A 20,917-nucleotide genomic window follows, 5' to 3' on the forward strand; every position below is an offset into this window, starting at 1 on the left:
GTCTTGGCCGGCAATTTAGGCCGTGACTGCCACCCAAGCAAGCGCTTGGGTAAAACTTGTGACTGGAGTTTACAAACCAAGCGCTTGCTTGGTAGTCTCGGCACCAGCCCTTGGAGGAAGGATTTCTCATGAGCAAGACGGTACGTATCGGCTGCGCCAGCGCCTTCTGGGGCGACACCTGCACCGCCGCCGCCCAATTGGTGCAGGGCGGTGCCTTGGATTACCTGGTGTTCGATTACCTGGCGGAAGTCACCATGTCGATCCTCGCCGGTGCCCGCCTGAAAGACCCCAAGGCCGGTTACGCCACGGATTTTGTCGAGGTGCTTACGCCCCTGCTGGCGGATATCCAGCGCCAGGGCATCCGAGTGGTCAGCAATGCCGGCGGTATCAACCCCCAGGCCTGCGCCGCCGCCCTGCAAGCGGCCTGCGATAACGCCCACATCCCCCTGAAAATCGCCGTGTTGCTCGGCGATGACCTGCACCCTCAACTCAAACAGCTGCCGACTGTCACCGACCTGTACAACGGCGCCCCGCTGCCGCCCCTGTGCGTGTCCGCCAACGCCTACCTCGGCGCACCGGGCATTGCCCAGGCTCTGGGGCTCGGCGCTGATATTGTCATCACCGGCCGGGTGGTCGACAGCGCAGTGGTCAGCGCGGCACTGGTGCATGAATTCAATTGGTCATGGCAGGACTACGATCACTTGGCCCAGGCCGCCCTGGCCGGGCATATCATCGAGTGCGGCGCCCAATGCACCGGCGGAAACTTCACCGACTGGCGTGACGTGCCCGACTACGAACACATCGGCTTCCCTATCGTCGAAGTCAGCGCCGACGGCCAGTTCACCGTCAACAAGGTCGAAGGCAGCGGGGGGCTGATCAGCGAACTCAGCGTGGCCGAACAACTGCTGTATGAAATCGGTGACCCGCGCGCCTATGTGCTGCCGGACGTGATCTGCGATTTCAGCCAGGTCAAACTGCAGCAACAAGGCAAACACGCGGTGCGCCTGCACGGCGCCAAGGGCCTGCCACCCACCGACCAGTACAAGGTCAGCGCCACCTACCCCGATGGCTTTCGCTGCACCGCCAGTTGCCTGCTCGCTGGCATCGACGCGGTGGCCAAGGCCGAGCGGGTCAGCCAGGCGCTCATCAACAAGACTTCGGAGCTATTCAGCCAGCGCGGCTGGGCGCCCTACACCGACGTCAACATCGAACTGCTTGGCAGCGAAGCCACCTACGGCGCCCACGCCCGGCGTGCGGATTGCCGTGAAGTGGTGGTGAAGCTGGCGGTGCGGCATCCGAACAAGCAGGCGCTGGTGCTGTTCGCTCGCGAGATCGCCCAGGCGGCCACCGGCATGGCACCGGGGCTGACCGGCATTGTTGGCGGGCGGCCGACGGTGTATCCGCTGATTCGGCTGTTTTCGTTCCTGGTCGACAAATCACGGTGTAGCGTCGCCATCGAGTACCAAGGCCAACGTCATGCCGTCGAGCTGCCCGCCTCCGCGTCTCTGCTCACGCCGGCTGTGCCCATCGAGCCGGCCAAGCCGGAGGGCCGTGCCGATGCCAGTGTGCCGCTGGTGAAACTCGCCGTGGCGCGCTCAGGTGACAAGGGCAACCACAGCAATATCGGCGTGATCGCTCGCCACCCTGACTACCTGCCGTGGATCGCCGAAGCCCTGACCCCGGAGGTGATCGTCGACTGGATGGACCACGTGCTCGACCCGATCCATGGCCGCGTCGAACGCTGGTACTTGCCCGGCAGCCACAGCCTGAATTTCCTGCTGGAGAATGCCCTGGGCGGCGGCGGTATCGCCAGCCTGCGCATCGACCCGCAAGGCAAAGCCTTCGCTCAGCAACTGCTGGAAATCCCCATCGCCGTGCCGCAATACATTGCCGATCAACTCACCTAAAGGACCGTCGCCGTGGCCTTCGACTCGATCTTCAAAGCCGACCTGTTCAAGGGGCAAACCGTGATTGTCACCGGAGGCGGCAGTGGCATTGGCCGCTGCACCGCCCATGAGCTGGCGGCCCTTGGTGCCTGCGTGATCCTGGTGGGGCGCAAGCCAGAAAAACTGCAGAAGGTCGCGGCGGAAATTGCTGAAGATGGCGGCGTCGCCCATTGGCATGCCTGTGACATTCGTGAGGAAGAGGCGGTGAAAGCGCTGGTCACGCAGATCCTGCACGACCACGGCCCCATCCATGGCCTGGTGAATAACGCGGGCGGCCAATACCCGTCGCCACTGGCGGCGATCAATCAGAAGGGCTTTGAAACCGTACTGCGCACCAACCTGGTGGGCGGTTTCCTGATGGCGCGGGAAGTGTTCAACCAGTCGATGAGCAAGCACGGGGGCGCGATCGTCAACATGCTCGCCGACATGTGGGGCGGCATGCCCGGCATGGGCCACTCCGGCGCGGCGCGCTCCGGCATGGACAACGTCACCAAGACCGCCGCGTTTGAGTGGGGCTATGCCGGGGTGCGCGTCAACGCCGTGGCGCCTGGCTGGATTGCCTCCAGCGGCATGGACACCTACGAAGGCGCGTTCAAGGCGGTGATTCCCACCCTGCGTGAGCATGTACCGCTCAAGCGCATCGGCACCGAGTCGGAAGTCAGCGCGGCCATCGTCTTCCTGCTCAGCCCGGCTGCGGCCTTTATCAGCGGTAGCACCCTGCGCATCGACGGCGCCGCCAGCCTGGGCAGCCGCGCATGGCCGCTGCACAAGGCGCAGGCGCCGAGCGAGCCATTCAACGGGTTCCACCGCGCCTACCTGCCGGATGTGCTCAAGGCGGAGCAATAACGCCATGCCAATCATTGAAACCATGATCGAGCCTAACAGCCCAGCGTTCGCGCAAAACCGCGAAGCCATGCTGGCGTCCATTGCCCAGCTACGCCAACTGGAACACACCCTGCTGGCCAAGGCCCAGGAAGCCAAGCCCAAGTTCGACAAGCGCGGCCAATTGCTGCCCCGTGAGCGCCTCAACCTGCTGCTGGACCCCGGCGCGCCTTTCCTGGAGCTGGCCAGTCTGGCCGGCTACAAACTCCACGACGACAAGGACGGTAGCGCCGCCGGTGGCGGGCTGATCGCTGGTATCGGCTATGTCAGCGGCGTGCGCATGCTGGTGGTGGCCAACAACAGCGCGATCAAAGGCGGCACCATTTCCCCCTCCGGGCTGAAAAAATCCCTGCGCCTGCAACAGATCGCCATGGAGAACAAACTGCCAGTGGTGACCCTCGCCGAAAGCGGCGGCGCCAACCTCAACTACGCAGCCGAGATTTTCGTCGAAGGCGCGCGCAGCTTTGCCAACCAGGCACGCATGTCCGCCATGGGCTTGCCGCAGATCACCGTGGTGCACGGCTCGGCCACGGCCGGCGGTGCGTATCAGCCGGGCCTCTCGGATTACGTGGTGGTGGTGCGCGGCAAGGCCAAGCTGTTCCTCGCCGGGCCACCGTTGCTCAAGGCCGCCACCGGCGAAGTCGCCACCGATGAAGAACTGGGGGGTGCGCAGATGCACGCGCAAACCGCAGGCACCGCTGAGTACCTGGCCCAAGACGATGCCGACGGCGTGCGCATCGTGCGTGAAATTGTGGGCCTGCTGCCCTGGAATGACCGCTTGCCGCACGCGCCCCCCCGCGCCTATCGCGAACCGCTGTACCCGATTGAAGAGCTGTTGGGGCTGATTCCCGATGACCCGAAAAAGCCCTATGACGTGCGCGAGATCCTGGCGCGCCTGGCCGACGGTTCCAACCTGCTGGAATTCAAAGGCGAGTTCGACCCCCACACCGTCTGCGCCCATCTGCATATCCAGGGGCGCGCCGTGGGAGTGATCGGCAATAACGGCCCCATCACCCCAAAGGGCGCGAGCAAGGCCGCGCAGTTTATCCAGCTGTGCGACCAGAGCCGTACGCCGCTGCTGTTCTTGCATAACACCACCGGCTTCATGGTGGGCACCGAGTCGGAACAGCAAGGGGTGATCAAGCACGGCGCGAAGATGATCCAGGCGGTGGCCAATGCCCGCGTGCCTAAACTCACCATCGTGGTCGGGGGTTCCTACGGTGCGGGCAACTACGCCATGTGCGGCCGCGGCCTGGACCCGCGCTTTATCTTCGCCTGGCCCAACAGCCGCACCGCGGTGATGGGCGGCGCACAAGCGGGCAAGGTGCTGCGCATTGTCACCGAGGCCAAGCAACTCAAGGACGGCCTGGTGCCCGACCCAAAGGTGCTCGACATGCTCGAACAGGTCACCGCGCAGAAGCTCGACAGCCAGTCCACCGCCCTCTACGGCAGCGCCAACCTGTGGGACGACGGGCTGATTGATCCACGGGACACCCGCACCTTGCTCGGATTTTTGCTGGATATCTGTCACGAAGCCGAACTGCGGCAACTGCAACCGAACACCTTCGGCGTGGCGCGCTGATCATTCCCACGCTCCACGTGGGTGATCGTTCCCACGCTCCGCGTGGGAATGCAAACCAGGACGCTCCGCGTCCCAACAGGGAGAACAATAAAAATGATCTTCACCCAGGAACACCAGGAACTGCGCCGCACCGTGCGCGCCTTCGTCGACCGCGAGATCAACCCGTACGTGGATGAATGGGAAAAAGCCGGGCGCTTCCCCATTCACGAAATCTTCCGCAAGGCCGGCGACCTCGGCCTGCTGGGCATCTCCAAACCGGAAAAATTCGGCGGCATGGGCCTGGACTACAGCTACTCCATTGTCGCCGCCGAAGAGTTCGGCACCATCCGCTGCGGCGGCATCCCCATGTCCATTGGTGTGCAGACCGATATGTGCACTCCGGCCCTGGCGCGCTTCGGCTCCGATGAACTGCGCGAAGAGTTCCTGCGCCCGGCCATCAGCGGCGAACAAGTGGGCTGCATCGGCGTCTCGGAAACCGGCGCCGGCTCCGACGTGGCCGGGCTCAAGACCCATGCGCGCAAGGACGGCGACGACTACGTGATCAATGGCAGCAAGATGTGGATCACCAATTCGCCCAGCGCTGACTTCATCTGCCTGCTGGCCAACACCTCGGACGACAAGCCGCACATCAACAAATCCCTGATCATGGTGCCGATGAACAGCCCCGGCATCAGCGTCAGCCCGCCGTTGGAAAAACTCGGCATGCACAGCTCCGAGACCGCCCAGGTGTTTTTCGACGGCGTGCGCGTACCGCAACGCAACCGCATCGGCCACGAAGGCGCGGGCTTCATGATGCAGATGTTGCAGTTCCAGGAGGAACGCCTGTTTGGCGCGGCCAATATGATCAAGGGCCTGGAGTACTGCATCGACAGCACCATCGAATACTGCAAGGAGCGCCAAACCTTCGGCAAGGCGTTGATCGACAACCAGGTGATCCACTTCCGCCTGGCGGAACTGGCCACCGAAATCGAATGCCTGCGCGCCTTGGTCTACCAGGCCACCGAGCAGTACATCAAGGGCCAGGACGTCACGCGGCTGGCCTCCATGGCCAAACTCAAGGCCGGGCGCCTGGGCCGTGAGGTCAGCGACAGCTGCCTGCAATATTGGGGCGGCATGGGCTTCATGTGGGACAACCCGGTGGCCCGCGCCTATCGCGACGTGCGCCTGGTGTCGATTGGCGGCGGTGCCGACGAAATCATGCTGGGCATCATCTGCAAACTGATGGGCACCCTGCCCGGTAAAAAGCCATGAGCACCTTGCTGCTAGAAGCCCACAACGGCGTGCTGCATATCACCCTCAACCGGCCCGAATGCCGCAATGCAATGAGCCTTGAAATGGTCAATGAGCTGCGCGCGGTACTGGCGCAGTTGGACAGCCAGGTGCGCGCCGTGGTGATCAGCGGCGCGGGCGGGCATTTTTGCGCGGGGGCCGATGTGAAGGATCTGGTCAGCGCGGGGGATCAACTGCAAGCGTTGAACCGCGCATTTGGCACCTTGCTGCAAGAGGTGCAGGCACTGACACCCGTGGTGATCGCGGTGCTGCAAGGCGCGGTGCTGGGCGGTGGGTTCGGGCTGGCGTGCGTGAGTGATATTGCGATTGCAGAGGGCCAGGCGCAGTTTGGCTTGCCCGAGACCCGCCTGGGCTTGTTGCCGGCGCAGATTGCGCCGTTTGTGGTCAAGCGTATTGGCCTTACTCACACGCGGCGCCTGGCGCTGACGGCGGCGCGGTTTGATGGGGTGGAGGCTGGGCGGCTGGGAGTGGTGCATTTTGTCGAGCACGACGCCCAGGCATTGGCGCAGCGGGTGGATGAGGTATTGGGGCAGGTGTTGCAGTGTGCGCCGGGGGCGAACGCACGGACTAAAGCGCTGTTGCTGGCCAGTGTGGATGAGCCCCTTGAGGCCGTGCTGGATCGCGGGGCGCAGTGGTTTGCCGAGGCGGTGAGGAGCGAAGAAGGGGTCGAGGGGACGCAGGCGTTTGTGCAGAAGCGAAAGCCGAGTTGGTCTCGATGACGCCATCGCAGGCAAGCCAGCTCCCACAGGGGGAGACATTTCAAATGTGGGAGCTGGCTTGCCTGCGAAGAAGCCCCAACACACGCCACATCCACCAAGGGATAACCCAATGCCCGCATTCACCAAGATCCTGATCGCCAACCGCGGTGAAATCGCCTGCCGCATCCAGCGCACTGCCCAGGCCCTCGGCTACCGCACCGTGGCCGTGTACAGCGACGCGGATACCGATGCCCTGCACGTGCAGATGGCCGACGAAGCCGTACACATCGGCCCGGCGCCCGTCCACCAGTCCTACCTGAACACAGAGGCCATCCTCGCCGCCGCCCAACTGACCGGCGCCGACGCCATTCACCCCGGCTACGGCTTCCTCTCGGAAAACCCCGACTTCGCCCGCGCCTGCCAGCAGGCCACGCTCACCTTCATCGGCCCCAGCGCCGAGGCGATCGAACTGATGGGCAGCAAACGCCTGTCCAAACTCGCCATGCTCGACGCCGGCGTACCTTGCATCGCCGGTTATCAAGGCAGTGCCCAGGACGATGCCACCCTGCAACGGGAAGCCGAACGCATCGGCTTCCCACTGATGATCAAGGCCAGCGCCGGTGGCGGTGGGCGTGGCATGCGCCTGGTGCACCAGCGCGAACAGCTGCTGGAGCAACTGCGCACCGCACGCTCGGAAGCCATGAATGCGTTCGGCAGCGACGAGTTGATCCTCGAACAGGCGCTGATCGACCCGCGCCACGTGGAAGTGCAGCTGTTCGGCGACAGCCATGGCAACCTCATTTACCTCGGCGAACGCGACTGTTCGATACAGCGCCGCCATCAGAAAGTCATTGAAGAAGCGCCCTGCCCCGTGATGACGCCCGATCTGCGCCAGGCCATGGGCGAAGCCGCGCTCAAGGCCGGGCGGGCGGTGAGCTATGTAGGTGCCGGCACCGTGGAGTTTCTGCTCGACCGCAACGGCCAGTTTTATTTCCTGGAAATGAACACGCGCCTGCAAGTCGAACACCCCGTCACCGAGATGATTACCGGCCTCGACCTGGTGGACTGGCAGTTGCAGATCGCCGCCGGCCAACCGCTGCCACTCACCCAATCACAGGTGACCCTGACCGGCCACGCCATGGAAGTACGCCTGTACGCCGAAGACCCGGCCCAGGGCTTCCTGCCGCAAACCGGTGACGTGTTGCGTTGGGAACCAGCCCCCGGCGTACGCATCGACCATGGATTGCTTGAAGGCCAAACCGTCAGCCCGTTCTACGACCCGATGCTGGGCAAGATCATCGCCCACGGCGCCAGCCGCGAAGAAGCCCGGCGAAAACTGCTGCGGGCCGTGGAAGACAGCGTATTGCTGGGCGTGGCGACCAACCAGCGTTTGCTCATCGACCTGCTCAAGCACCCGGACTTTATCAATGGCGACTTCAGCACGGGGTTGATCGCCGAACACTTCAGCGTCATCCCACAGCAGACGGCGACCGCTGAACAGCTCAAGCTGGCCGCCGCGCTGTTTTATCAACACAGCGCCAACCAGCACACCCAAACACTTGCGCGCTGGCGCAATACGGCGAGTGTCCCCGTAACGTACCGTCTGGAGGCCAACGGCCAACTCCAGAGCGTCAGCGTTGACGACCTGCAACTCACCACCGACGGCCGTCACGCCAGCCTCGTCATCAAGGGGGTCCGCCGCCGCATCGCTTATCACCTGGACGGCAACCGGCTATGGCTACCAGGGCTGACCGTCACAGACCGCACCCAGCAAGTCGCCAGCCGCCAGGCCGACGCCAGCAGCGGCACGGTCCAGGCGCCCATGGACGGCGCCATCGTCGATATACGGGTGTGCGTCGGTGAGACCGTCAGCAAAGGCCAACTGTTGCTGGTGGTCGAAGCGATGAAAATGGAGCACCCGTTGAAGGCCGGCATCGATGGCACCGTCAAGGAGATGCGCGTCATGACGGGCGACCAGGTGCGCAACCGTCAGGTTTTGCTGGAGATCGAATAACGCCCCTAGGCGGAACTACAGGGCCGGGCTACGCTCTATCCCCATCAGGAAGGGACGAGTACGGGAACCTGCACATGCCTCATTGGCTGATTATTGACCTTGAAGCCACAACGGATGACGGCGGCTGGCCCGTGACAGAGATGGAAGTCATCGAGATCGGCGCCAGCCTGGTCAACCGCCAGGGCCGCGAACTGGACCACTTCCAGCGCTTTGTGCGGCCCTTGCGCCGGCCGTTGCTGACACCCTTTTGCCGCAAACTCACCCATATCACCCAGGCCAATATCGACATGGCCGCGCCGATCACCGAGGTGTGGCCGCTGTTCGAGCGCTGGCTGGGCCAACATCAGCCACGCCTGGAAGGCTGGGCCAGTTGGGGTGACTATGATCGCGTGCAGCTTGAGCTGGAGTGGCAGCGCCATGGCCTCGCTAGCGCCTTGGGCGACACCCCGCATGTGAACCTCAAGCAACGCTTTGCCAAGGCCCGGCGCCTGGACAAGCCGCTGGGGCTCAATGGTGCGCTGCAATTGGCAGGAATGCAGTTCAATGGCCAGCAGCATCGCGCCCTGGAGGATGCACGCAACACCGCACGCCTGCTGCCGCTGATATTGCCGGTCTAGGCAGCGTCCACAGCCTTGGGCATACTGGCCAGCCATTTTCCTTTGATGCTGCCCACCTGCACCAACGAAATCCTGTGGCGAGCAAGCTTGCTTGCGCTGGGGTGCGAAGCTCCCCCAAAAAACGGGGACTGCTACGCAGTCAACGGGAGCAAGCTCCCTCGCCACAGAAGCCCGCGCCTGCAGTGATGAGCGTAAGCATCCATCTTTTCCGAGGATTCACCCATGTTCAAAGTCAACGAGTACTTCGACGGCACCGTCAAGTCGATCGCTTTCGGCACCGCAGAAGGGCCGGCGACCATCGGCGTGATGGCTCCGGGTGAATACGAATTCGGCACCGCCCAACGTGAAATCATGCACGTGGTCTCCGGCGCCCTGACCGTGAAGCTGCCCGACAGCAGCGACTGGGAAACCTTCGCTGCCGGCAGCCAGTTCAACGTACCGGCCAACAGCAAGTTCCAGTTGAAGGTTGCGGTGGACACCGCCTACCTGTGTGAATACCGCGGCTAAGCGGTACCCGGCACACAAAAAGCCCGTCTCCCACGAGACGGGCTTTTTTATTCCAGCACCGTTACCGGCATGCCGACTTCCAGGCGCCCGATGCCATCGTTGACCAGGTTCTGGCCGAACATCGCGCCCTTTTCGGTCTGGCGGTAGGTTTGCAGCGTCGCGAAAGGCTCGCGGTCGGGGCTGCGCTCACCGGTCTGGGGGTCGACTGTGGTGAGGATGCACCGCGAGCACGGCTTGACCACCCGAAACTCCACGTCGCCGATGCGCAAGCGCTTCCAGCCGTCTTCGGCGAAAGCCTCGGCGCCCTCGATGACCAGGTTGGGACGAAAACGCAGCATCTGCATCGGGCGGCCGATCTTTTCACACAAGTCGTCGAGGGAGCCCTGGCCGATCAACAGCAACGGGTAGCCGTCAGCGAAGCCGACCTTGTCGTCATCCTTGCCATACCCGGCTTCGGTGGTGCGCGCACGTTCCAGGGGCAGTTGCACCAAGCGCGTCGGCTTGCCAATGAATGCACTGACCCAGGCCGCGGCCTCATCGCCAGCATCCGGCACACGCAGGGTGTCGCGCCAGATGGTCACACCACGCAGTTCGCTGGCGCTGCCCGGCAATGCCACATCCAATGGCGCGTAGCCCGGCGAACTCAGGGTCAGGCCCCCGCTGCTGTTCCACAACGCCGAGAGCTGGCTCATCTTCGCCACGGCCCGTTGCGTCAGGAACCGCCCGCTGGCTTCATCCACCAGCATCCAGCGTCGATCCCCGTCCAACCCGAGTTTATCCAGGCCAATCTGCTGCAAGGCTTCGGCCTTGCCGGACTTCAAGGGGTAACGGTACAACGCGCTGAGACGCAGCATGGGCCTGCCTTCCTAGGAAACAAAGTGTCATCCTAAAGTCAGGCGGGCATTTCGTCCAACATCAGTCGCTGGCGTACCACGTCCACCAGCTTGTCCGGCTGGAATTTGGAGAGGAAATTGTCGCAGCCGACCTTTTTGACCATCGAGTCATTGAAGCTGCCCGACAGCGAGGTGTGCATCACCACGTACAGACCACGCAGGCGCGGGTCGTTGCGGATTTCGGTAGTGAGACGGTAGCCATCCATCTCGGGCATTTCGGCGTCGGTGAAGATCATCAGCAGTTTGTCGGTCATCACCTGGCCGCTGTCGGCCCAAGCCTTGAGCATGTTCAGTGCCTTGAGACCGTCGCTGGCGACGTGCATCTTCACGCCCAACTGGCCCAGGGTGTCACGCAACTGCGACAACGCCACGTTGGAATCATCCACCAGAAGCACTTCGCGGCCACGGGCACGCTCCAGCACCGGATCTTCAAGTTTGTCCCGGGAGACCTTGGCGTTGTAGGGCACGATCTCGGCGAGGACTTTTTCCACGTCGATGATTTCCACCAGTTGCTCATCGACCTTGCTGATGGCGGTGAGGTAGTGCTGGCGACCGGCGCTGGTCGGCGGCGGCAGGATGGCTTCCCAGTTCATGTTGACGATGCGGTCGACGCCGCCCACCAGGAACGCCTGCACCGAGCGATTATATTCGGTGACGATAATGGTGCTGTTGGGGCCCGGCGCCAAAGGACGCATGCCGATGGCCTGGGACAGATCGATCACCGGCAGGGTCTGGCCACGCAGGTTGACCACCCCACACACGAACGGGTGGCGCTGGGGCATCAGGGTCAGCTTGGGCAATTGCAGCACTTCCTGCACTTTGAACACGTTGATCGCGAACAACTGCCGTCCGAAGAGGCGGAACATGAGAATTTCCAGGCGATTCTCACCCACCAATTGCGTGCGTTGATCTACCGTGTCGAGAATGCCGGCCATTAAAAGCTCCTGGTGTACACGCCGCAGGCGCGTGAAAGGGTATGCAGCTGTATAAGCACGTTATCGGCGGCAAGCGCCGGACCTTGACCCCAATAAAATGCCATGTAAATCCATTGATGTCACACTGACATCATGCTTTACTGCTTGGGCCCTTGATGCTCTTTCAAGCCGCCTTGCGCGACAGTCGAATTGACGTGCAGTTCCACCACATAGGGGATTCCCCTATACGCAATCAGGCCCAACCTGATATTCGCGATATCTAATAGCCATTAATGTGACGCCATTCTCATTGCATGAATGGAGTCAGGCTTTTGTTTGCCCACCCAAGCCCTTGGTCTACGGGCCTTTCAGGCACTCACGTATCGGCAACTGAAGTTGCGTCATCCCGCCTAACAGCGGTTAAAGGCGGCATTCGTGAGTTTTTCAATAAACGTCCTACTGGATTATCGGAAGCAACCTACACGCCCCAGTCGTATTTCAGCGCTAGTTTTAAGCCATTCACCCGGTGCGACATCTCATCACCCGACCTTAAGTTGTGGAGACTTGCATGATGAATAGCGCGAACGAATGGCAAACCGCGCTTCCCGAGTTTTTGCTGGAAGCCGAAATGCTGCTGGCCAAGTCCGAGGAATGCCTAAACCACCTGCATTTGATCCGCAATGACAGCGACGCCATCGACTGCATGAAAACCAGCTTGGCCAAACTGGCAGAAAAAGCCGATGGCCTGGCCTTGCAGGCGATCAGCGAGTTCTCCCGGCATATTCAATACCTGATCGCCAATGCCGTGAGCCCGGTGCAACTGCATGACCAGGCCCTGGAGGCGTTGCACGACTGCCTGAGGTTACTGGCTTGGCAACTGGAGCTGATTGACATCCGTACCGGGGAACTGGGCCTGGATGACAGTGAGCAAACTTCGCTGATTGCCACGGTGACCTCGCAGATTCCGCAAAAAGACTACGGCCATCAGCAGCGTCTACAGCAGAGGTCTTAAACCAAGGAGAGGTCGTATTTAATACCCGTGTTATCTAAAAGCGACCGTTTAAGCCAAAGATGAAACACTTCTAGAGACTGAAGAAATATCAATTAGCCAGCACCTTAAAAATTGTACAAATCAGTCTAACTAATACAACTCAAGAGCGCTGGCCTGACCGTCAGGGCATTTACGTGGTTAATATATCGAGGGAGGAATATGCCAGGCGACCAACGGTAATAGTGGTGGTACCATGCCCCGCTCGAAATGAAGCAACTTCATTATGGATAACCACGATCCGGCACCGCACTCTCGACAGAGCCCAGTCAACCGCCGTGACCGGTCTTCGCGCAGTGAACCCTCATTGGCTCCATCCGCTATGTACGCCAGCCTCAAGTCACTCATCGCAAGGTTCGTGTCCCGCCGCCATGCGCGCCCCCTCATCCTTGCCCTGTGCCTGTGCTCACTGCTGGTCAGCCTGTGGGTTTACCTGCAAGGCGCGCCGCTGCCATTAGTGATTGTGTTGCTCAACCTGGTCACGTTGGCAGTGGTCGCCCTGCACCAGTGGCGCTCGCGCAAAGCCATCAAGTTCCAGCCCCAGGAGCTGGCCGACCGCCTGCTGCAAGTCCAGGAAAACGAACGCCACCGCCTCAGCCGCGAGCTGCACGATGACATCGGCCAACTGCTGACCGCCGCCAAGTTGCAGAGCGAATGGTTGCAGCGTCGACTGCCCCAAGACCTGCAAATTCATTGCTCGGTGCTATGCAATACGCTCAATGAAACCCTGGCCAAGGTGCGCGACGTGTCCGCCATTCTCAACCCTCGCCAACTGGCAAGCCTGGGGCTGGAAGCCAGCCTGCGCGCGCACCTGCTCAAGGCCCTGGAAAATACCCAGGTGTGCTGGAGCCTGGAGTGCCAGCAACGCCTCACCGGCATTCCCGAAGAAATGGCCGTGGCGGCCTTTCGCATCACCCAGGAAGCGGTCACCAACATGCTGCGCCATGCGAAGGCACACAACCTGCTGGTGCGCCTGCAACGCTTGCCGGAAGGGCTGTCCCTGACGATATGCGATGACGGTCAGGGCTTCGCACCTGCCGCCGACCCCGGCAAGGAAGGCCAACGGGGTATGGCCGGCATGTGCGAACGGGCCCACCAGTTGGGCGGCACCGTGTCCGTCAGCAGCCAGCCGGGCAACGGCACACGCATCCACGCACTTTTCCCCTGGGCCCCCCGCGCCCTCGAACGGGCCAGTGCCCATAAGGTTCTCCGGTGACCTGCAATCTGCTCCTGGTCGATGACCATGCCTTGATCCGCGCCGGCGTGCGCGCGCTGATCCTGGATATCCCCGGCTACGCCGTTGTTGGCGAGGCCAGCGACGGCGCGCAACTGCTTGAGAAATTCTGCGCCCTGCAGCCCGACATTGTGCTGCTGGACCTGTCGATGAAACACACCGGGGGCCTGGATGCCTTGCAGCAACTCAAGCGCGCCTACCCCAAGTGCAAAGTGCTGATCCTGTCGATGCACACCGATCCCGAGATGATCATGCGCGCCCTGGAGTCTGGTGCCCACGGCTACCTGCTCAAGGACACCACCGCCAACGAGCTGGAACATGCCCTGCTGGCCCTGCGTAACAACGAACGCTACCTGAGCCCCGCCATCGCCCACACAGTGATCAACCAGGCGCTGATCCGTAGCCAGGCCCCCAGTGCGCCTGTCGCCCACAGCCACAGCCTGACGGCGCGGCAACTGGAAATCCTGCGCTTGATCGTGCGCGGCAAATCCACCCGGGAAATTGCCCACGGCCTGGGCCTGAGCATCAAGACTGTCGAAGCCCACCGCTCGCAGATCATGAAGCGCTTGCAGATTTTTGACGTGGCGGGCCTGGTGTTATTTGCCGTGCGTGAGCAGATCATCAGCCTGGACGACTAACGGCGAACCCAGCGGCAAGTGCACGCGCAGGGCCTTGGGCAGCGCCTCGAAGTGCAGGTCGTCGCCTTCCAGCGGCTCGCCGTCGAGGTTGATGTACAAGCCTTGTGCGACCTTGATCTTCACCCACGGCAAGCGTGCGCGCACGAACATGGTGTCCAGGCCCCAGCCGTTGTTCATCAACTCACGCAACGTGCCCACCACTTCCTGGGGCGCCGGCAGGATGCTGACATCCAACAGCCCGTCATCAGCCAATGCACCGGGGCACAGCACATGCCCGCCACCGGCCTGGCGACCGTTACCGATGCCCAGCGCGAGCAACTCGCCTTTCCAATGGAAATCCGGGCCTTCCAATTCACCGTAGGCGGCTTTCAATTCACTGAAGCGGGTTAAACCGGTAAACAGGTACGCGGCACCGCCCAGGACCTTCTTCAGGTCTTCGGACGTGTTGGCCGTGACCTGGCTGCCAAAACCACCGGTGGCCATGTTCAGGAAGATTTGCCCACCGACCTGGCCCAGGTCAATCGCCTTGGGCTGTACGTCCAGCAAGGCCAGGGCGCCTGCCGGCTCCAACGGCACGCCGGCGGCCTTGGCGAAATCATTGGCGGTGCCCAGGGGCATCAGCACCAGGCTGGCGTCGGTGTTGGCATGGGCCATGGCTTCGGCCACATCGCGCAAGGTGCCGTCGCCACCGCCGGCAATGATATGGGTGTACCCCTCGGCCAGGGCTTCATTGACCAGTCGCCGGGCATCGCCGCCCTCCCAGGTCACCCGCACCGCCAACTCCCCACCCTGCTCACGCCGCGACAGCACAGCAGCGCGCACATCCTCGTTGAGGGCTTGTTTGCCGTGGAGGATCAACAGGGCTTTGGGGGCGGTCATTTGGGAGAATCTCCTGGGTCAAGGTGCTTGAAGGATGTTGACCTTTGGGGAACAGGAAAAGTCTGTGGCTGGAGAAAATTGATTGAGGTATGCAGATCAAAATGTGGGCTGTCAGGCAGATAGATGTCGGCTGGCAGGCCGTCATCGCAGGCAAGCCAGCTCCCACAGTTGGATCGTTGGGCGCAAGGTAGAGAAGCGTCGGCTGCCAGGCCGCTATCGAGAATCAGCCCTTGTGCAACTTACTCATCAACTGCGCCTCAGCCTGGGTCAGCCCACACGACTGCGTCAGCTCATCCACCGTCGCCCCCATGCCGACCAGCTTGGCCGCCTGGGCAAACGACAGGTTCGACGGATCACGCTGCTCCAACTGCACCAACCTGTCGGGCAACGGCGCGAGAATCGCGCGCAGTTCATGCACTTCATCCCCAACCCGCACCGCACTTTGCTGGAAGTGATCAACACGCTTGACCAGTTCCAGAATGCGCCGGTCGCGCACCGCATCGCGCTCGGCCTGTTGCAAGGCTGACTCCCGCTGCTGGCGCATAGAGCGCAGCACAAACGCCAAGGTCCCGGCCCACAACAGGGCCAGGACAATCACCGCTGCCTCAAGGAACAATCAGATGCTCTCCAGTTCCGACCACTCTTCTTCGCTCATCATCTTGTCCAGCTCAACCAGAATCAGCAGTTCGCCGTTCTTGTTGCACACGCCCTGGATGAACTTGGCCGACTCTTCGTTACCGACGTTCGGTGCGGTTTCCACTTCCGATTGGCGCAGGTAAACCACCTCGGCCACGCTGTCGACCAGGATGCCGACCACTTGCTTGTCGGCCTCGATGATCACAATACGGGTGTTGTCGCTGACTTCAACCGTGTCCAGGCCGAACCGCTGGCGGGTGTCGATCACCGTCACCACATTGCCGCGCAGGTTGATGATGCCCAGCACGTAGCTTGGCGCGCCTGGAACCGGGGCGATCTCGGTGTAGCGCAGCACTTCCTGCACGCGCATCACGTTAATGCCGTATGTTTCGTTGTCCAGCTTGAAGGTCACCCATTGCAGGATCGGATCATCCAAACCTTGTGCGGACGCTGACTTGTTCATTCATCTGACCCCTTCAAATGCCGCTATCGACGGCGTGTGTGCACGTAGGCCGCGCAACCGCACGGCCCTTATTGTTCAATCAACTGCGTTTGTTCTGTGGCATTGCCTTCACCGCACCGCTGGCGATCAACTCGGCCAGTTCGGCGACATCCAGCAACGCGCACATGTGTTCAATCACCGTGCCCGCCAGCCACGGCCGCTGGCCGCGGTGGCTGCGCCATTTGATTTCATTGGGGTCCAGGCGCAACGAGCGGCTGACTTGATGCACCGCCAACCCCCACTCGTAGCCCTGCACCGAGATCACGTATTGCAGGCCCTGGCGAAAATCATCGCGGTAGCGGTCGGGCATCACCCAGCGCGCCGTATCCAGCACCTTGAGGTTGCCGGCCTGGCTGGGCAGGATGCCGAGGAACCACTCCGGCTGCCCGAACAGCGGCGTCAGCTCCTGGCCTTCCAGGGAATAGATCGAGCCCAGGCACACCAGCGGCACCGCCAGGGTCAACCCGGCAACGTCGAACAGCAGGCACTCGAACGGCTCGGCGGCCCACGAAGGGCGACCGTCGCCCGTCACCGGCGGCGGCGTGAGGCTGGGCGGCAGGTGCACTTCCACCAGCGGTTCAACCACCGGGGGCGCCAACACCGCCGGGACGCTTGGCACCACCACGGGAGCCTCCACCACCTGCGCATCCCGCGCCTGTTCTTCCATCACCGCCTGCTGGAATTCATCCAGCGGGCTTTCGGGTTCGACAGCAGGCTCAAGTACCAGAATCGGTTCTGGCAGTTCCTCGGCCGTCGCATCCTGCAGCAAGGCATCCAGGTAGGATTCCAGAGCCAGTTGCGGGCGGGTCTTGAGTTCGACAGGACGGTTCATCACGCCACCTGCGCCACAAGCTGTTGCGACAGCAGGTGCTTGAGCAACGCACGGTAGGCCAGCACGCCACGGCTCTTGCCGTCGAACTGCGACGGTGTGAGCCCGGCACGGCTGGCGTCACGCAGGCGCGTGTCCACCGGGATGTAGCCATTCCAGATAGTGTCCGGGTAGGCATCGCGCAATACGCGCAAGGTGCCGAGGGACGCCTGGGTGCGACGGTCGAACAAGGTCGGCACGATGCTGAACGGCAGCGCCTGCTTGCGCGAACGGTTGATCATCGCCAGGGTGCTGACCATACGCTCCAGGCCCTTGACCGCCAGGTGCTCGGTCTGCACCGGGATCACCAATTGCTGGCTGGCCGCCAACGCATTGACCATCAGCACGCCGAGCAACGGCGGGCTGTCGATGATCGCGTAATCGAAGTCCTGCCACAGCTGCGCCAGGGTCTTGGCGATCACCAGGCCCAGGCCGCTCTGGCCTGGCGACTGGCGCTCCAGGGTGGCCAGGGCGGTGCTCGACGGCAGCAGGGAAATGCTTTCGTTGCTGGTGGGCAACAGCAGTTGCCCAGGCAGATCCGCCGGGACGCTGCCCTTGTGTAAAAACAAGTCATAGCAGCTGTGTTCCAGCGCATCCGGGTCGTAGCCGAAATAGCTGGTCATGGAACCGTGGGGGTCCAGGTCGACCACGACCACACGCTTGCCCGCTTCGGCCAGCAAACCGGCCAAGGCGATGGAAGTGGTGGTCTTGCCGACCCCACCCTTTTGATTGGCAACTGCCCAGACTCTCATTCGGTTGGTTCCTCCCGGCGGGCACAGGCGCGACCGAGACATTGCATACGGTTATTGAGCCAGCGACGGAGAATTGACGTTACTCGGTCGGACCGGCGGCTTGACAACGGGCGGTGCAGTTTGTGTGCCAGCACGCTTCAACGCCGCATCCGGGGTGGCATTGGCAGTGCCAGTACCGGTCAGGCTGCGACGCACATCCAGGTTGCGCGAGACCACCAGCACCACCCGGCGGTTACGGGCGCGGCCTTCCACCGTGGCGTTATTGGCCACCGGCTGGAATTCACCATAGCCCACCGACGCCAGGCGCTGGGGGTTCACGCCCTGCATGGCCAACATGCGCACGATGCTCGACGCGCGGGCCGAGGACAGTTCCCAGTTGGTCGGGTACTGCGCGGTGCTGATGGGGAAATTGTCGGTGAAGCCTTCCACGTGGATCGGGTTTTCAAACGGTTTGAGGATCGCCGCCACCTTGTCGATGATCGTGAACGCCTGGTCACTGGGCAACGCATCGGCACTGGCGAACAACAGACTGGAGTTCAGCTCGATCTCCACCCACAACTCATTGCCGCGCACGGTCATCTGGTTGGAGCTGATCAGGTCGCCAAAGGCGGCACTGATATCGTCGGCGATACTTTTGAGCGGGTCGCTGGTGCCTTGGATGCCGGCGGCGGTTTCATCACTGTTATTGACCAGGGGCTTGGCCGGGGTCACCGTCTTGGGCCGCTCTTCGCCGATGGGGATCGGCTTGAGCGCCCGCTCGGCATCGTTGAACACGCCGACCAGCGCCTGGGAAATGATCTTGTACTTGCCTTCGTTGATCGACGAGATCGAGTACATCACCACGAAAAACGCGAACAGCAAGGTGATGAAGTCCGCGTAGGACACCAGCCAGCGTTCGTGGTTGACGTGCTCTTCAGGCTCGCGACGGCGACGGCTCACAGGCAAATACCTCCCTGACCGCTATTGGCCGCTTTACTGTGGCGAGCGAGCTTGCTCGCGCTGGGGCGCGAAGCGGCCCCCATCCAGGCAACGCGTTTGTTCAGACAGATTGCGGTACCTGGTTTTGGGGCTGCTTCGCAGCCCAGCGCGAGCAAGCTCGCTCGCCACATAAAGCTCACTGGCCACAGGTCAATGTGCATACCCATCAATCCATGAAGCCCTGAAGCTTCAATTCGATGGAGCGCGGGTTTTCGCCCTCGGCAATCGACAGGATGCCTTCGAGCAACATTTCGCGATAACGCGACTGGCGCATGGCAATCGACTTGAGCTTGCTGGCCACCGGCAGCAACACCAGGTTGGCACTGGCCACGCCGTAGATGGTCGCGACAAATGCCACGGCAATGCCGCTGCCCAGTTGCGAAGGGTCGGCCAGGTTGCCCATCACGTGGATCAGGCCCATCACCGCGCCGATGATGCCAATGGTCGGCGCATAGCCGCCCATGCTTTCAAAGACTTTGGCCGCATTGATGTCACGGCTTTCCTGGGTGTAGAAATCCACTTCGAGGATGCTGCGGATCGCTTCCGGTTCGGCGCCATCGACCAACAGTTGCAGGCCTTTGCGCGCGTAGCTGTCAGGCTCGGCATCGGCCACGCCTTCCAGGCCCAGCAGGCCTTCCTTGCGGGCGGTGAGGCTCCAATTGACCACACGGTCGATACCGCCTGCCAGGTCGACCCGTGGCGGAAAAATGATCCACACCAGAATCTGCATGGCACGCTTGAATGAGCTCAGGGGCGACTGCAACAACGCCGCGCCCACGGTGCCACCGATCACGATCAGCGCTGCCGGGCCGTTGGCCAAGGCGCCGAGGTGGCCGCCTTCCAGGTAGTTGCCACCAATGATGGCGACAAACGCCATGGTGATGCCGATCAGGCTCAACACATCCATCAGAGGCAGGCCTCCACCAGGTGCTTGCCGATGTCGTCCAGGCTGTAGACCGCATCGGCCAGGTCAGCCTTGACGATGGCCATGGGCATGCCATAGATCACGCAACTGGCTTCATCCTGGGCCCAGATGGCGCTACCGCCCTGTTTGAGCAGGCGCGCACCTTCACGGCCATCGGCTCCCATACCGGTGAGCACCACCGCCAGAACTTTGTCGCCATAGGACTTGGCCGCCGAACCGAAGGTGATGTCCACACACGGCTTGTAGTTCAGGCGCTCATCGCCCGGCAGGATTTTGATCGCGCCACGCCCGTCCACCATCATCTGCTTGCCGCCCGGCGCCAGCAGTGCCAGGCCAGGACGCAGAACGTCGCCATCCTCGGCTTCCTTGACGGTGATACGGCACAGCTTGTCCAGGCGCTCGGCGAAGGCTTTGGTGAACGCCGCCGGCATGTGTTGCACCAGCACAATCGGCGCCGGGAAGTTGGCCGGCAGTTGAGTCAATACCCGCTGCAAGGCCACCGGGCCGCCGGTAGAGGTGCCGATGGCGACCAGCTTGTAAGCCTTGCGCTTGGGCGCGGGCGAATGCGCACTCGACGCTGCGGCGGCACGTACCGGCGCGACCGCAGGCCGGGCCACGGGCGCAGGCGCCGGGCGCGCAAACGACGAGGTCGGCGCCGCTGCTGCGGGCGCAGGCGTGGCAGCTGGCGCGGGCGTGCTGATCAAGCTGCGACGGTTACTGCGGGAAATGCTGTGCACCTTCTCGCACAGCATCTGCTTGACCTTGTCAGGGTTGCGCGAGATGTCTTCGAAATTCTTCGGCAAAAAGTCCACCGCGCCGGCATCCAAAGCGTCGAGGGTCACCCGCGCGCCTTCGTGAGTCAGCGAGGAAAACATCAATACCGGTGTAGGGCAGCGTTGCATGATGTGGCGCACGGCCGTGATGCCATCCATCATCGGCATCTCGTAGTCCATGGTGATCACGTCCGGCTTCAAGGCAATGGCTTGATCGATCGCCTCTTTGCCGTTGGTGGCCGTGCCGACCACCTGGATCGTTGGATCAGCGGAAAGAATTTCCGAGACGCGGCGGCGGAAGAAACCCGAATCGTCCACCACCAGGACCTTGACTGCCATAA

General features: G+C 62.3%; 21 protein-coding genes. 11 read left to right on the forward strand and 10 right to left on the reverse strand.

Annotated features, from left to right (window positions below):
• Positions 1-128 precede the first annotated feature (128 nt).
• From BT204_RS19995 to BT204_RS20030, 8 genes are all read left to right on the forward strand, one after another.
• Entirely contained in the window at positions 129-1,907 is a 1,779-nt protein-coding gene (locus BT204_RS19995) for an acyclic terpene utilization AtuA family protein (RefSeq protein WP_072448048.1), read from the forward strand.
• A 12-nt stretch (positions 1,908-1,919) separates the two neighbouring features.
• Positions 1,920-2,792, forward strand: coding sequence for an SDR family oxidoreductase (locus BT204_RS20000; RefSeq protein WP_034126811.1), 873 nt, complete (start codon positions 1,920-1,922; stop codon positions 2,790-2,792).
• A gap of 4 nt (positions 2,793-2,796) precedes the next feature.
• Complete coding sequence (gene atuC / locus BT204_RS20005) at positions 2,797-4,410, forward strand: geranyl-CoA carboxylase subunit beta (protein ID WP_054920420.1); 1,614 nt, start codon at positions 2,797-2,799, stop codon at positions 4,408-4,410.
• 93 nt (positions 4,411-4,503) lie between these two features.
• Positions 4,504-5,661 carry a citronellyl-CoA dehydrogenase gene (atuD, locus tag BT204_RS20010; RefSeq protein ID WP_054896351.1) on the forward strand — a complete coding sequence of 386 codons (1,158 nt, stop codon included), beginning with the start codon at positions 4,504-4,506 and terminating at the stop codon, positions 5,659-5,661.
• Positions 5,658-6,419: an enoyl-CoA hydratase/isomerase family protein gene (locus BT204_RS20015; protein ID WP_072448050.1), complete on the forward strand. Its 762-nt coding sequence runs from the start codon at positions 5,658-5,660 to the stop codon at positions 6,417-6,419. Before atuD ends, BT204_RS20015 begins: the two co-directional genes overlap by 4 nt.
• A 109-nt stretch (positions 6,420-6,528) precedes the next feature.
• Positions 6,529-8,412 (forward strand): acetyl/propionyl/methylcrotonyl-CoA carboxylase subunit alpha, encoded by a 1,884-nt coding sequence (locus tag BT204_RS20020; RefSeq protein WP_072448052.1) that lies wholly within the window; start codon positions 6,529-6,531, stop codon positions 8,410-8,412.
• Positions 8,413-8,486: 74 nt separating this feature from the next.
• Positions 8,487-9,029 (forward strand): 3'-5' exonuclease, encoded by a 543-nt coding sequence (locus tag BT204_RS20025; RefSeq protein WP_019818536.1) that lies wholly within the window; start codon positions 8,487-8,489, stop codon positions 9,027-9,029.
• Between the two features lie 222 nt (positions 9,030-9,251).
• Positions 9,252-9,536 carry a pyrimidine/purine nucleoside phosphorylase gene (locus BT204_RS20030; protein WP_003226701.1) on the forward strand — a complete coding sequence of 95 codons (285 nt, stop codon included), beginning with the start codon at positions 9,252-9,254 and terminating at the stop codon, positions 9,534-9,536.
• Positions 9,537-9,583: 47 nt separating this feature from the next.
• Here BT204_RS20030 and BT204_RS20035 read toward each other — a convergent pair whose 3' ends face one another.
• Both BT204_RS20035 and BT204_RS20040 read right to left on the reverse strand, forming a co-directional pair.
• Positions 9,584-10,390 carry an MOSC domain-containing protein gene (locus tag BT204_RS20035; RefSeq protein WP_054920414.1) on the reverse strand — a complete coding sequence of 269 codons (807 nt, stop codon included), beginning with the start codon at positions 10,388-10,390 and terminating at the stop codon, positions 9,584-9,586.
• Between the two features lie 38 nt (positions 10,391-10,428).
• On the reverse strand, positions 10,429-11,364 hold the full coding sequence (locus BT204_RS20040; protein WP_072448054.1) for a chemotaxis protein CheV: 936 nt from the start codon (positions 11,362-11,364) through the stop codon (positions 10,429-10,431).
• Positions 11,365-11,911: 547 nt separating this feature from the next.
• Between BT204_RS20040 and BT204_RS20045 the strand changes: the two genes are divergently transcribed.
• The 3 genes from BT204_RS20045 (at position 11,912) to BT204_RS20055 (ending at position 14,263) form a co-directional block, all read left to right on the forward strand.
• Positions 11,912-12,355: a hypothetical protein gene (locus tag BT204_RS20045; protein ID WP_169918712.1), complete on the forward strand. Its 444-nt coding sequence runs from the start codon at positions 11,912-11,914 to the stop codon at positions 12,353-12,355.
• A 358-nt stretch (positions 12,356-12,713) separates the two neighbouring features.
• On the forward strand, positions 12,714-13,607 hold the full coding sequence (locus tag BT204_RS20050) for a sensor histidine kinase (RefSeq protein ID WP_034126804.1): 894 nt from the start codon (positions 12,714-12,716) through the stop codon (positions 13,605-13,607).
• Complete coding sequence (locus tag BT204_RS20055; protein ID WP_054920408.1) at positions 13,604-14,263, forward strand: response regulator transcription factor; 660 nt, start codon at positions 13,604-13,606, stop codon at positions 14,261-14,263. The genes BT204_RS20050 and BT204_RS20055 overlap by 4 nt, the downstream gene beginning before the upstream one ends.
• Here BT204_RS20055 and yegS read toward each other — a convergent pair.
• The 8 genes from yegS to BT204_RS20100 all read right to left on the reverse strand — a co-directional run bounded on the left by yegS (position 14,222) and on the right by BT204_RS20100 (position 20,915).
• On the reverse strand, positions 14,222-15,142 hold the full coding sequence (yegS, locus tag BT204_RS20060) for a lipid kinase YegS (RefSeq protein WP_072448056.1): 921 nt from the start codon (positions 15,140-15,142) through the stop codon (positions 14,222-14,224). The two genes, BT204_RS20055 and yegS, sit on opposite strands and share 42 nt — an antisense overlap.
• A 223-nt stretch (positions 15,143-15,365) precedes the next feature.
• Positions 15,366-15,758, reverse strand: a complete 393-nt coding sequence (locus BT204_RS20065) for a DUF2802 domain-containing protein (protein WP_057976958.1) — start codon at positions 15,756-15,758, stop codon at positions 15,366-15,368.
• Entirely contained in the window at positions 15,759-16,241 is a 483-nt protein-coding gene (locus BT204_RS20070) for a chemotaxis protein CheW (RefSeq protein WP_003192896.1), read from the reverse strand. It lies immediately after the preceding gene.
• Positions 16,242-16,320: 79 nt separating this feature from the next.
• The gene (locus tag BT204_RS20075; protein WP_072448058.1) at positions 16,321-17,112 is read right to left on the reverse strand and encodes a CheW domain-containing protein; all 792 of its coding nucleotides are present in this window, start codon (positions 17,110-17,112) and stop codon (positions 16,321-16,323) included.
• The gene (locus BT204_RS20080; protein WP_014719332.1) at positions 17,112-17,900 is read right to left on the reverse strand and encodes a ParA family protein; all 789 of its coding nucleotides are present in this window, start codon (positions 17,898-17,900) and stop codon (positions 17,112-17,114) included. The genes BT204_RS20075 and BT204_RS20080 overlap by 1 nt, the downstream gene beginning before the upstream one ends.
• 51 nt (positions 17,901-17,951) lie before the next feature.
• The gene (gene motD / locus BT204_RS20085; protein ID WP_072448060.1) at positions 17,952-18,839 is read right to left on the reverse strand and encodes a flagellar motor protein MotD; all 888 of its coding nucleotides are present in this window, start codon (positions 18,837-18,839) and stop codon (positions 17,952-17,954) included.
• Positions 18,840-19,044: 205 nt separating this feature from the next.
• Complete coding sequence (locus BT204_RS20095) at positions 19,045-19,785, reverse strand: flagellar motor protein (protein WP_003192902.1); 741 nt, start codon at positions 19,783-19,785, stop codon at positions 19,045-19,047.
• Entirely contained in the window at positions 19,785-20,915 is a 1,131-nt protein-coding gene (locus BT204_RS20100; protein ID WP_072448064.1) for a protein-glutamate methylesterase/protein-glutamine glutaminase, read from the reverse strand. The genes BT204_RS20095 and BT204_RS20100 overlap by 1 nt, the downstream gene beginning before the upstream one ends.
• Positions 20,916-20,917: the final 2 nt, after the last annotated feature.

The organism is Pseudomonas sp. NFPP02 (assembly GCF_900119355.1).
Taxonomy (GTDB): Bacteria; Pseudomonadota; Gammaproteobacteria; order Pseudomonadales; family Pseudomonadaceae; genus Aquipseudomonas; species Aquipseudomonas paracarnis.

Bases quoted from the DNA above. Each gene is read 5' to 3' on its own strand.
- BT204_RS19995 (WP_072448048.1), top strand. From the start codon at position 129: ATGAGCAAGACGGTACGTATCGGCTGCGCCAGCGCCTTCTGGGGCGAC.
- atuC (WP_054920420.1), top strand. From the start codon at position 2,797: ATGCCAATCATTGAAACCATGATCGAGCCTAACAGCCCAGCGTTCGCG.
- atuD (WP_054896351.1), top strand. From the start codon at position 4,504: ATGATCTTCACCCAGGAACACCAGGAACTGCGCCGCACCGTGCGCGCC.
- BT204_RS20015 (WP_072448050.1), top strand. From the start codon at position 5,658: ATGAGCACCTTGCTGCTAGAAGCCCACAACGGCGTGCTGCATATCACC.
- BT204_RS20020 (WP_072448052.1), top strand. From the start codon at position 6,529: ATGCCCGCATTCACCAAGATCCTGATCGCCAACCGCGGTGAAATCGCC.
- BT204_RS20025 (WP_019818536.1), top strand. From the start codon at position 8,487: ATGCCTCATTGGCTGATTATTGACCTTGAAGCCACAACGGATGACGGC.
- BT204_RS20030 (WP_003226701.1), top strand. From the start codon at position 9,252: ATGTTCAAAGTCAACGAGTACTTCGACGGCACCGTCAAGTCGATCGCT.
- BT204_RS20035 (WP_054920414.1), bottom strand. From the start codon at position 10,390: ATGCTGCGTCTCAGCGCGTTGTACCGTTACCCCTTGAAGTCCGGCAAG.
- BT204_RS20040 (WP_072448054.1), bottom strand. From the start codon at position 11,364: ATGGCCGGCATTCTCGACACGGTAGATCAACGCACGCAATTGGTGGGT.
- BT204_RS20045 (WP_169918712.1), top strand. From the start codon at position 11,912: ATGATGAATAGCGCGAACGAATGGCAAACCGCGCTTCCCGAGTTTTTG.
- BT204_RS20050 (WP_034126804.1), top strand. From the start codon at position 12,714: ATGTACGCCAGCCTCAAGTCACTCATCGCAAGGTTCGTGTCCCGCCGC.
- yegS (WP_072448056.1), bottom strand. From the start codon at position 15,142: ATGACCGCCCCCAAAGCCCTGTTGATCCTCCACGGCAAACAAGCCCTC.
- BT204_RS20070 (WP_003192896.1), bottom strand. From the start codon at position 16,241: ATGAACAAGTCAGCGTCCGCACAAGGTTTGGATGATCCGATCCTGCAA.
- BT204_RS20075 (WP_072448058.1), bottom strand. From the start codon at position 17,112: ATGAACCGTCCTGTCGAACTCAAGACCCGCCCGCAACTGGCTCTGGAA.
- BT204_RS20080 (WP_014719332.1), bottom strand. From the start codon at position 17,900: ATGAGAGTCTGGGCAGTTGCCAATCAAAAGGGTGGGGTCGGCAAGACC.
- BT204_RS20095 (WP_003192902.1), bottom strand. From the start codon at position 19,785: ATGGATGTGTTGAGCCTGATCGGCATCACCATGGCGTTTGTCGCCATC.
- BT204_RS20100 (WP_072448064.1), bottom strand. From the start codon at position 20,915: ATGGCAGTCAAGGTCCTGGTGGTGGACGATTCGGGTTTCTTCCGCCGC.